General features: G+C 36.3%; 6 protein-coding genes and 1 pseudogene. 2 read left to right on the top strand and 5 right to left on the bottom strand.

From position 1 onward, the window contains the following. Positions 1-76: 76 nt before the first annotated feature. Positions 77-1111, bottom strand: a pseudogene (gene dcm / locus PLA23_RS04830) (DNA (cytosine-5-)-methyltransferase). 233 nt (positions 1112-1344) lie between these two features. After that, on the bottom strand, positions 1345-2358 hold the full coding sequence (locus PLA23_RS04825) for a YkvA family protein (RefSeq protein ID WP_324330834.1): 1014 nt from the start codon (positions 2356-2358) through the stop codon (positions 1345-1347). Positions 2359-2455: 97 nt separating this feature from the next. On the opposite strand from PLA23_RS04825, the gene PLA23_RS04820 reads away from it, so the two are divergent. Together PLA23_RS04820 and PLA23_RS04815 are read left to right on the top strand one after the other, a co-directional pair. Continuing rightward, positions 2456-4477, top strand: a complete 2022-nt coding sequence (locus PLA23_RS04820; protein ID WP_324474216.1) for a DISARM anti-phage system protein DrmE domain-containing protein — start codon at positions 2456-2458, stop codon at positions 4475-4477. Then, positions 4474-6387: a UvrD-helicase domain-containing protein gene (locus PLA23_RS04815; protein WP_324330831.1), complete on the top strand. Its 1914-nt coding sequence runs from the start codon at positions 4474-4476 to the stop codon at positions 6385-6387. Before PLA23_RS04820 ends, PLA23_RS04815 begins: the two co-directional genes overlap by 4 nt. Positions 6388-6413: 26 nt before the next feature. On the opposite strand, the gene PLA23_RS04810 is transcribed toward PLA23_RS04815, so the two are convergent. The 3 genes from PLA23_RS04810 to PLA23_RS04800 all read right to left on the bottom strand — a co-directional run. Next, positions 6414-8084: a nuclease-related domain-containing DEAD/DEAH box helicase gene (locus PLA23_RS04810; RefSeq protein WP_324474214.1), complete on the bottom strand. Its 1671-nt coding sequence runs from the start codon at positions 8082-8084 to the stop codon at positions 6414-6416. A 9-nt stretch (positions 8085-8093) separates the two neighbouring features. Then, positions 8094-9941, bottom strand: a complete 1848-nt coding sequence (gene drmB, locus PLA23_RS04805; RefSeq protein WP_324474212.1) for a DrmB family protein — start codon at positions 9939-9941, stop codon at positions 8094-8096. A gap of 1 nt (position 9942) precedes the next feature. Further along, positions 9943-12592: helicase-related protein (locus PLA23_RS04800; RefSeq protein WP_324474210.1), on the bottom strand; the 2650-nt coding region annotated here is incomplete at its 5' end.

Below are 12592 nucleotides of genomic sequence, written 5' to 3'. Positions count from 1 at the left end.
ATGGAATGTTATCAGGAAATGGGAACACAATATCAGGAAGCAGCCAGGTGAATTGTTAAAAGAAATCATGGAATATTTAGGTAGAACAGAAGTCGCTGATGGTTTTCTGCATGATGGGGGCAATTACACATATATCAGGGTTATTTAAATAATTCACCAGATGACGCGCCAGAATCTCTATCACTGGAACAGCGACTGAATTACCGAACTGTTTATATGCCTGGGTATCCGAAACAACAATTTTAAAATTTTCAGGATAACCTTGTAAACGGGCACATTCACGGGGCGTCAGCCTTCTGGGATTCTTATTATTCTGAGGAATAAGGATCTCGCTTCCATCCTTGAAATATCGTGCAGAAAGAGTTCTGCTATACCCGTTCAGATCCACAAGACCAAAACCAAAACCATTCCCTTTTTCCTTATGCTTTTTTGCATAGGTCTGAAGATATTCCCAAAGATGATCCGTAAGAGTGTATTTCTCATCCGGGTTTTATTCAAGAATCTGATAAAATCTGGGCTGGAGATCAGGGATTTCAGGGAAATCAAAAAAACCGTTTCCATCCCTGAACCCTATCATAAAAATCCGTTCCCGGTTCTGTGGAACAAGGTTTCTGGCATTAATGACCCGATAATGAAAAGAATACCCGATTTCTTCAATAGCCCCTTTAATAACCCGAAATGTCCGTCCTTTATCATGCCTTTCAAGATTTTTTACATTTTCCAGAAAGAAAGCACGAGGTTTTTTTGCTTTAAGGATTCTGACGATTTCATAGAATAATGTTCCCTGTGTTTCATCTTCAAAACCATGAGGACGGTTAAGACTATTTTTCTTGGAGACTCCGGCGATGGAAAATGGCTGACATGGAAAACCCGCACACAGAATGTCAAAATCAGGGATATCTTTTACGTCAATCCCGCGAATGTCTCCATGAGGAATTTCTCCAAAATTCGCTTCATATGTTTTCTGAGCAAATTTATCCCATTCAGAAGAGAATACACAGACACCCCCCGCCCGTTCAAAGGCAATCCTGATTCCGCCAATACCTGCAAATAAATCTATAAATCTGAAAGTATCGGGGATTTTTGAAGTAACAGGATATGAATATTCCATCAGAGTCTCTCTTTAATAATTGCCATAAGCAGATTATTAATTATGTATTTGAGAATGGCTAAAAACTTCTATTTAAAAATTGTGCTGACAAAATATCCTATATATCTCAAGTTTCAAAAGATTTTTAATTTACTCCTGGTTGTCTGCAATGAACTTGCGGCCTAAAAAGACGAAAAATTTAGTGAATTATGTATATAACCTGATTTTCTGATTTTAATGCACTGTGAATAATTTTAAGAACCAGAAATATGTTCTTTAATGATTGTCCCGGTACTTTTAATATCCGGAATGTCCGGCGATGGGCATATGATTTCTTTCATAATTTCATCATAGTCTGGTGAATGTATTAACAATTGTTCTATCTCCTCGATTTCATCTTGTTTGCATTTATTTCTGATTTTATCCCTGAGAGCAACTAATAATTTAATAATTCGTCGCTTTTCATATCGAATTAATTCAAGGGTCTGAAAAACACCTGAATTATAATTAATAAATTCCAGGTTTTTAAATTTTTTTAACCCTACCTTATGTAATATCAAATCGGTTTTTTTACCCAATACATTTTCACAGTCCGTATATACTTTATCAATTAAACAAAAAATATCTTCAGAATAATACCAGTTATTGTTAATGATGTGTTTTGAATTATGTTCTTTTGTTTCCCGCAGACAATATGTGAGTACAAATAAATCATCAATATACCCATCAGGATGATAATCTGGTATTAAATCTTCCTGTAACATAATGTATCCGAGTGAAGAACTAAGCATTAATTTTGTATGCCAGTCAGTATAGAGATCGTTTATGATATTTGAAGTTAAGTCATAAAAAAACGGGAGATAAATTGTAAGATTGTATGTTTCCGGGAATTTTTTTATGTTATCCAGTAATAATTGGGCATACTTATTATGGGTAAATCCACAACCGGCTATTTCAAACAGGGATTGTTTTACTTTATTCTTAATGACAGAATTCAGATTGGGCTGATTACTGTCAATTTTTCTGGTTGGAGTAATTAATATCCCCTGAGGATAGCGTTTAATATTAATTAGTTCAAGCTTTTCACATTGCAGGAGTATGCTGTCAATCTCCTTTGGAGATAATTCCTGAATATTATTATTTTGTATTTGTTTTTTAATCCATTTTTCAAGAATTTCCCGGGTTATTTCTCCACCCGGATTTGTAAAAAGGGGATGTTTACAGATAATATCTACAAACTTTTCGGGATTGAATTCTTTTTCGGACACAATAATTAATACATTTTACAAACGGATAATCTTTTATAAATGAAAATTAAGTATTTTTAATAGGGTTTAAGTGAGCATAATATTTAATGAATCTTTTTTGAACAATCTTATTGACCGACAGATTTTACGAAGAAATGGCGAAATTATCAGTTTCACTAAAGAATTACGAGATGATTTTGATAAATTTTCGGAAATCCTAAATACGCCCCCTTATGAAAAAACACTTATTATTATTCCAGAATATCGAATAGATTTATTAAAACTTATTTTTTTTGAAATCTCCTATACTGTTATTGGAAAAAGAAGCAGGTCTGTAAATATTATTACAGACAATCCGGGAAGAACATTCATACTGAATTTTTTCTCTGAATATGAGGCAGATCGGGGTGATTTAAAAATTTTATTTTTCAGATATTATAAACAAAATATATCATTCATTGTTAATAATAAAATCCCCCAGTCAGATTCAGACTCCGTTTTAATCTTTTACAGAACTTTTAACTTATTGCTGGGAAATAAAATACAGAATCGATCTGTATGCCTGATAACATTAGAAGATTTAAATAAATTAGGAAAAGATTATCAGAATTGTTTTTGCGAATTAAAAAAAGATTCATGGAATTTATTCAACTTTTCGGATAACGGGTTTCTGCCTGATGATGGTCAGATTATTCCTCCTCATGTATGTCAGTTTCCAGAAACCTGGGATAAAATCCTGATTAATTCTTCAGGATTATCTGAAAAATCTTTAAGATTTATACAGGACTCATATTTTTTTTATAATACTGTCTGTCTTCCCTTAAAAATGTGTTATGATGAGTGGGATGTTACTATTGATGAAAAACCATTATTCCCATCAAAAAGACTCAATACAGATAATTTGATTCCTGAATCTGAAAAAAATTCTTTAATTGAATTCATTATCCCAATTGAACAGATATTACAGGATAACAATCCCAAATATAAAAAATTAAATCAAATATTATCTGAAATAAGTCTTAAGGGATCTAAACAATGTATCCTTCTTCCCTCATGTAATTCAGTGCAGTCTTTTGTATATTATTACAAGGGAAATAAAAACACAATTTTTATAAATGATTCTGAATGGGTAATTCTGACTCAGGATGACTTATTCGTTAATGTAAGTTATAGTAATCACGTATATCAGAATATTATCTTTCCATTTTTACCTAATCCTTTAGCATTACTGGTCGCAAAAAAATTTGCTGAAAATTTAATATTTATACTTTATTCAGGAGAATTATCACTTTATGAAACATTGATTAAAGAAACTGCCTCATTCCCTCAAAAATTAAAAACAATTTTAAAATGCGAAGATATTATCACTTCTGAACCCGGATTTGTTAAATATCAGCATCTACTTCGGAATCAGAAACAAAAATCATATCATACTCCTCCACCCGGTATTGATAAAAATCATTATATATTTCATGCTGCAGACAGACAAATTATCACAGTCAGAGGAGATCAGGATGTAATATTATTCCGTCGCCGGTTTTCCCAGCCATATCTGCGATATCAATGGATTCACCCGCAGTCAGTAAAAACCGGCGATGTTATTTTTATCATTCCTGATGATATTCGAAAAGAATTACTTATTGAATTCATGAAAAATGAACTCTTTGAAACTGCTGAAGATATTGAATTATATATTGAATTTTTAGCCTGCTGGAAAAAAGCATTACGACATGTGGAACGAATGGGATTACCGGTAAGTGAAATCCATTCAAGATTGCAAAAGGGCGGTTTAAGTAAGGATCTTATGACAATAAAAGGCTGGTTCAGAGGGTTATGTGATGATCCCATAAAATGTGCATTGGATTCCCTCTTAAGTAAAGATATGAATATTGGTCCCCAAAATGAGAATGATATCTTAAAATTTGGTGAAGTTTTTAATTTGGAACGAATAATTAATAATTATGCAGAGATTTTTAATTCAATGAAATATTTCCGGGAAAGGTTGATTAATAAAGGATTTTTAGTCTCTAATAAAGTAATTCAGAATTTGAATGATTTTAATTTTAGAGTTAAATGTAATATGATAAAAATTTCTCATATTGACATTAAATTCGATGAAGACCTGCGTTCAGATCAATGACGAGTAATTCTGTAACACTTAATTGTTTTGATAGCGAACAAACTTTAATAATTACTGCACCTTCTGATAAACGGATTCTGGTCGATGCAGGACCCGGTACAGGTAAAACCGCAGTTGCATGTGCACGTGTGTCCTGGCTTATTGATACTTGTGGTGTTAATCCAAGTCATATATGGTTTATTAGTTTTACCCGGACTGCAGTGCAGGAAATCCGTAAAAGAATTATGGAGTATCTAAAAAACCCGAATTATGCTTATATTATAAAAATAGCTACTATTGACTCATGTTCCTGGACAATAAATCAGGGATTTAATAATACCGGCATCATTGGTAATACTATATTCCCCTCATATGAAGAGAATATTGATAAAGTGAGAAAGTTACTTGAAACCCCTGACATTGAAAAACAGATAGTCCATAATATTGATCATCTGATTATTGATGAAGCACAGGACGTTATTGGAGTTCGTGCAAAATTATTGCTAACACTTATCAGCAAATTAAAGAAAAGATGCGGGGTGACAGTTTTTTCAGATGATGCTCAGTCTATTTACGGATTTGCTATTGATGAAGAAAAAAATGATAAAATATTGTCCATTTCTCTTCCTCAATCAATCAGAACTTTCTTTAATTCAGATTTTTATCAGTGTTCACTAATGAAGATATATCGTACTGAATCCGCAACATTATTTAAATTATTTACAGAAACAAGGAATGATGTCCTGAATAAAAAAATCAATCCAAAAGAAAAAATTAAAAAAATCAGAGAGTTCCTGGTCTCATCCTCACAGGAAATCCCCGATATCAGTGAACAGCAGCTTGTTGATCCTTATAACACATTCATTCTCTACAGAAGAAGAGCTGAAGTATTAACCGCATCATCATTTTTTGGTCAGAGACCTCACAGAATCAGGATGTCCGGAACCCCCCATTTAATTCATCCATGGGTTGGTTTATGCCTTTCAGAATTTATTAGTAAAACTCTTAAAAAGACTGATTTCAACTTATTGTGGGAAGAAGCGATTTCCAAAAGTGAAAAACTGATAAATAAGAAATCAGATGGTCATATCCCGTATTTTAATAGTATTAATTTTGATGATGCGTGGGATGTGTTATGCAGGCTGGCTGGAAATAAAAATTCAGTTGATATGGTATACTTAAGGCAGACACTGGGTTCTCAAAACCCTCCTTTTGAAATGGTTAATTCTGAAATCGGTTTATCCGGCCCCATTATTGGAACAATTCATGCATCCAAAGGACGTGAAGCAGAGTGTGTTCATCTCATGATGCCAAATAATGCATTTAAAAGAGATGACCCTGATGATGTCATTAATGAAGAAACACGTGTACATTTTGTTGGTGCAACACGTGCAAGGAAAGAACTTAAAGTGGGTAAAGGATATTGTATTACCGGAACGCATACACTTGATTCTGGCAGAATATACAGAACTTTGAACAAAAATGGAGGGATACAGGTTGAAATAGGACGTAGTGGGGATATAACCGCCGATTGCATTGTCGGGACTGATCTTTTTTCAGATTCTGCAGCTGTTACCAAAAACCTGTCTGCGTTAATAAAAAATGCACATAAAAACAAAGGAGTAACGGGATTATTAAATAAGGATTTTAAAAAGTACTCTCTTTGTTTTGAGGATTCAAACAGATCCTTTGCTTTTCTGTCTGAATCGGTAAATTCGGAAATAAAATCAGTTTTAAAATTAATCAGGGGTAATGCAGATCACAAGTTATTTTACCCGGGAAAATTGCAATACATGAGATGTTTTGGAATCAGGACAATTGTCCTTCCAAATGAGCAGGAATGTAATAATCTGCATGATCCATGGGCTGAAAGCGGGTTCATTCTGGCACCGGTAATATTCGGGTTTTCACAATTTTATGTGCACAATTGACAGTTTATTTTGTTATAGGTCACAAATTAATCAGGTTTCATTATTTTATTGATATATTCTGTACCTGACGAATCACCACATATGAAAAGATAAGTTGACGCTCTGGAAAGTCCAACATACAATAAATCTTCCCTTTCAAGAATTTCACTATTTATCAGAAGAAAAACCACAGGGCTTTCTAATCCTTTGAATTTTCTTATCGTATCAATAACAATAGCATTCCGCTTTGGCATATAACTCTTAGCACAGGAGTAACCAGCGATTGTATTTTCAGAAAAAAATTTATCAAGACATTTGTCATCCGGGACAAGGATTGCAATTTGTTCGGGAGATATATCTCCTTTTGAGATAAAATTCTGAATTTTTTCTTTAATAACCTGTTTAATTTCGGAATATGAATTTTTTACAAGATATTCCACCTCAGGACCTTCGGGGCCGATTGTTTTAATTTTATGTCCTTCGTAAAAGTGGTTAACATAGCGGAAAATATTTTTGGTATTTCGCAGATTCTGAACCAGACGAATGGGAACCGGGCGGAATTCCGGAGGTATTTTTAAATTTTTACCAAATATTTTCTGATTGCTATCATAAAAAACCCTGATTTTTTGAGTACTGCCGGATTTGTCAATCAGGCTTTCAAGAGCAAGCCACCAGTTCGGGAGAAAATCCTGTCCTTCATCTACAATTATTGCGCCGAAATATGGCCCTCCTGTTTTATTTATTGCAACGGGCAACAAATCAGGATATGTAATCCGCAAAAGGTGCTGTAAAGAAACATTTCCTGGAATTTCAAGATCAGCATTTTTTATATATTGGCCACACAGTTTGTGAAATGGTAGAACGGTGATATTATGATACCCGGTTAATTTTTGTCTGATATAATTTGCTAACGGGACACTCAGACAGGTAATCAGGACAGAAATTCCCTGAGAAGCAAGTCTTATTCCTTCTTCGATTGCAAGGACTGTTTTCCCGGTTCCAGCTCCCCCTGATATAACTACACGATCAATTTCTTCTATTTCTTCAAGAATATGATACTGATCAACGGTCAGGTAATATATTGATTCTTCAACCTCATTCAGTATATGGCCCGGAGGAACATGAAGAACAATTTTTTTGGCGAGAATATCTGTCAGGATATTAATACCGTCAATTCCGAATTCATCCGGTTCATTGCCTGCCATTCTTTGTTGTATCCATGACAGGAATCCGTTCGAGAACTCTTCTAAAAAACAGAATATTTCGATTGGATATCCGATTCCAAGTTCTTCTTCGGGATGTCGCGAATCAGGAAGAATTACGCCACATTTGATATTAAAACGTCTTCGTTTAAGCTCAGAAAATCCTTTTAATTTTTTTAGAATAGTGTATTTGCTGTTCCTACATTGTAAAACCGGATCCTTTATCCGATTATGAAATCCCATATGATCAATGCTGCTCCATTCATCAGTCTCAGGATTTCTTGAAACACCTCCTCCTTTTACTTCAATTACGAGAATTCCATTGACCGGATGAGCAATAAGAAAATCGCATTCGCCATCTCTTTCAGTACCGTTTTTGTCGGTACCAGTCCAGGGTCTGGAATAAAAAACTGAATAACTGTCATCAAGAATTTTTTCAAGTTTATCAAAAACCCTGCATTCAGCCCTTCTGGATCTGTCTTTTCGTATAGCCGGCGGAATGTTTCTCGGCCACATTATTGCCATCTATTCGGCCTCAAGTAACTCAGTGAAAAAACCTGAAATACTGGAATCCGGCAATCCTACCAGAGTTGCACGATCAAGAAAACGATTATAGTGTTCGCATGAGGTTTCCGATGCAAACAGACATGAGTGACATGATGCCGGAGAGTGACTTTCCTGAAGGGATATCATACCATGAATGCATAATGGATCAGATGAACACCATTCCATATCATTAATTGCAGAAATAATTGATCCTTGTATTCTGTGAGGCTCTGCCAGTCTTTGTAATCCTCCAAGAGAACCGTCAGAATCAGTAGTTGAGGTATAAACAAGAACTCCTGACATTCCGTCATCTCCTTCACTCACATATAATCTTTCGCGAAGAGCCGCACTGGAATATCCACATTCAAGTGATAGTCTTCTCATTAAAGCATGACTAAAACTATGGATTAATAGAAACCGTGGAGTAACGTTAAAAGGAGTTGCTGATAACTGATGCATATTATAGAATTCTTCTTTCCATGCTTTATCTACTTTTAAAGCACGTTTCTGAAGATCCGGATTCGTTTCCCACTGAGCAAGTCTGGATTTATCAAAATCAATGAATATACCTTCGCCTTTTACCTCTATAGCAGGCAACCATCGCTTTTTTTGTCTGGAGAGAGGGACGAATATAATTTCATCTTCAACAGGAGGTGTAATTCTGGTAAATCCATACAATGCCCTCACTTCGCGAAGTCGTATTACCCGTACAATTGAAGAAAAATACTTTTTCAGATCAGCCGGAACATCAACCTTTTTTGTCTCAAATTCACTGTTCTCTTCACCCTGATGAGATACGGGTGAAATAAACTGTTTATATTCTCCATGTTTAATATCAGACTCCTCATTTTCAGACTCCAGGGAATTATTAATTCGTTCTAATTTTTTTACAAACTCCTTATGAAAATCATCAATATTTAGTCCGATTTCTTCACGTTTGCTGATAAAATCAGAATCATCCCATATATACCGGATATATCGCAGCATTTCTTCATATGAAGTTTTATTTGCGATTTTGTCCCAGTGTTCGCCTAGTATTACTTTGAACTGATCGGTAAAGGGAGGTATACTTATCGCGGATTTTACCAGAGGAAAATAGAGGTTTGAAGCTCCCCGCTGTAATACCCGTGGCTTTTTATCACATTTATTATCATCATATGAGTTTAACCATGGTCGTCGTCCTGTGCATTTTATACCATTATCTGAAATCATTTTTCGCGTAAAAAGACCATCCAGTGAACGGGAGGTACCACATTCAGGGCATGAAAGGATAAGGCCTGAAATACCTGTTTTTTCTGATTTTAATAGAAGGAATCCGTTATTATGCTGACATTCTTCTTTATGTGTCAGAAATTCATCCCAGGGAAAATCATCAAGATGTCCCTTTTTGCAGGCAAGAACAAATCTTACAGGCACTACAAAAACTTTTTCTTTTAATGACCGGCCGGAACATTCAGGGCAAAAAAGATATGCCTTGTAATTTTCATCAGCCCATTTTTCGGATCTTGCTATACGCTGACATTTTGGGCACTGAAGCCAGTCCGGAAACCGGTACGCCTTAAGAAATGTCGTATTTTTTGAATAATATGACTCACCTGTCACGGGGGGCTGCTTAAAATGTTTTACAGACAACTTTTTTTCAAGCCTTTCTTCACGTATAATCTGTCCACTACCTGATCCCCCCTCTCCGGAGGTTTCATCCCAGTCCTCGAGCCCTGCAACAATAGCAGATACCGGGCCTCCGTCAGCCCTGAAATCGACGATTCCCCCCGGACCTGACATCATTGTAACATGACTCCTTCTGATTTTTCCCAATTCAAATGCCATTTTAACTCTCCTCTTCTTCCGGATCTATTATTTTCAGTACAAATGCACATGAAGGTTCAACACCCCTCATATTATTCATCGTTGGCCATGCATTGGAAGAATATCCTCCAAGAGAGTTTAGGGAAGCCACCATTTCAGCGTCTATTAATAACGTACGTTCATTCATTTTTCCCCAGTATTCCGGAGGATTACGCCTCTTCCAACTCTCGAGTTTTTTAATCAGATACTTCTCAACACCTTTTTCTTCAGGATCGATTGAGTATGCTCTCGAAACCAGATATTCAATAACTTCGTTTAATTTTTTTCCTTCAGCATGTCTGATATCTGAATGCTCAAGCATTCCATCAATTTTAAACCGGATTATTGCTACCAGAGCAGCATGCAATGCACGATCCATTGCTCTGGAGGTAAAAGGTGTAACACTGGTTGCTTCAACATCCCTGTACAGGGTCTGATGCCAGGTTTTGAATGTCTCATAATGAGATCTGTCCCTGGCCTTTCCATTATTCAGGATTGATATAATCAGACCGGGACTTTGCCGTCCTACACGGCTGGTTGCCTGAATATATTCTGATCTTCCTTTTGGCTGCCCATTTACAACCATTAAACCAAGGCGTGAGATATCAACTCCCACACTGACCATGTTTGTTGCAAGGACCACGTCGAGACATTCATGCTGATCTGCCTTTATATCAAATTTATGTAGAATTTCCAGAACTTCCTCCTGTGACAGTCTCGAAGTTAATTCCTCCACATTTTCAATCTTTCTTGGGCTTTCACACCGGTATCTGCAAATATCGGTTATTGCATCGTGAACATCGTCCTGCATCAATATCACTGCACCCCCGAGTTCACGAAGTGAATTGAAGTATGTCAGTAATGTTTTATATGGATCCCATTGATCCAATTCATCAAAACAGGCATGTGCAGATTGCAGAAGGGATGCAGTCACTCCCCGTAATGAATATTTTGCTGATCTTCCTGCAGTGGTTACTCCAAGGTATTGCCGGCCGGGCTTTGAAAAATCAGTCACCGCAAATCCGGAGTCATACCAATTTATTCCTGAAGGTGGAAAAAGACAGGAATCCCGGTCAAACAACCCTTTTATCTGCTCTTTCGCCTGTTTTATCGTTGCTGTTGAGCCAATAACTTTGGGCCTTTTTCCGTCTCTGGTGAATAAATAATCAATAGCAGATTCATACAAACCAAAAATTGTACCTAACGGACCTGATATTAAATGCAATTCATCCTGTATAATCAAAACGGGAGGATTATTATCGGATATTGAGAAAAAACGATCTATTTCGGGTCGTCTTGTAACCGTTGCAAATTTATCAACCGTACTAATTACAAGGGTGGGTCTTTCTTTGTACAGAACCGTATCAATAGTATATACGGGAAGCGGGGCTTTCGGTCCATTATACAGGATACATTTTTTATTTGGGCACGTTACCTGCCTGTTATGAGCATTATTATCATCCCACCATTTTAATCTGGTCTGACATGCAGGACAATATTCGAGCTGATCAGGTGTAGATGAGGGAGGTATCTTCTTTTTAATATAATCCTGATAATTATTCGGGGTAGCATTCCCGCCCACCCATAATCCGATCGAGAAAGGGACTTTACCCAGACTTTTTGTAGGTTTAATTTCTGCTTTCCCTCTCCTGATTGTCTCGCAGGCCAGAATCATTGCTGAAGCCCTGGAAAACTGTTGTGTTGTTAACAGTCGAAGCGTATATCGCATTACTGCTACAACTCCGGCGTGATTATCCGGATTCACAGGTTCTTTTAACCTGATATACATAGAAATGTAAGCAATTAATGCCAGATATGCCTCTGTTTTCCCTCCTCCGGTAGGGAACCAGAGAAGATCCAGGGTGTTGCGATATTTACTGGTATCATCAGATAACGACGCAATTGATAATAGAATAAAACCCATCTGAAAAGGACGCCATTTTAAATCTGATCCTTTTCTCTCGGGATTCCAGCTGTTCTGAAGTGCCATGGCTGCATTTGCAAGCCGGAATGCTTCTGCAGCTATTGGATCATTCTGTAAAAATTCGATCCCTTCAATAATCCGGGTTTTAATGTGGTTACATTCTTCAAGATTAATAATCGCCTGCTTTTTGTATTCAGGAGATAATTCCTCTATAATTGCCGCTTGTTGATTTATCCATCGTCCATATGCTTCAGGTAATTTTAGGAGACCTTTAAATAAGTGCTCATCCGGGGTATGAACAATCCAGTTTGCAGTTAAGGGAGAAAGTTCCGGGTCAGTGGATATTTCCTTAAAGAAAATACATCCATTCGGATCTACCGAATGAACAATTGCCTGTGGGATCCAGGTGGTGACAATTTTGCTAATTTCTCCGGTCTTTTCATCCTTTATCCATTCTGCGGAGCAGGTATGACCAGTCGCATATTCCTGTATGTCCCGGTAAAGCAAATCTAAAGCCAGATCTGAATTATTTTTCTTCTTTACCCGGATGTTACTTCGTGGCCGTGAAACAAAACGGGTGTTTTCTTTGGGAATTATTTCTAATCTGGCCTGAAAAATAGTTCCAATTTCATATTGATCGTAATTATCCCATTGATCAATAATTAATTCATTTACCAGGGTTGCTGTAACAAGTTTTTTATCCTGCCAT

It is taken from the genome of Methanospirillum sp., assembly GCF_035406105.1.
Taxonomy (GTDB): domain Archaea; phylum Halobacteriota; class Methanomicrobia; order Methanomicrobiales; family Methanospirillaceae; genus Methanospirillum.
Note: the sequence above shows the minus strand (reverse complement) of the source record. Positions and strands in the feature narration are given on the sequence as shown.

Coding starts and splice junctions, on each gene's coding strand:
- PLA23_RS04815 (WP_324330831.1), top strand. CDS start 4,474: ATGACGAGTAATTCTGTAACACTTAATTGTTTTGATAGCGAACAAACT.
- PLA23_RS04810 (WP_324474214.1), bottom strand. CDS start 8,084: ATGTGGCCGAGAAACATTCCGCCGGCTATACGAAAAGACAGATCCAGA.
- drmB (WP_324474212.1), bottom strand. CDS start 9,941: ATGGCATTTGAATTGGGAAAAATCAGAAGGAGTCATGTTACAATGATG.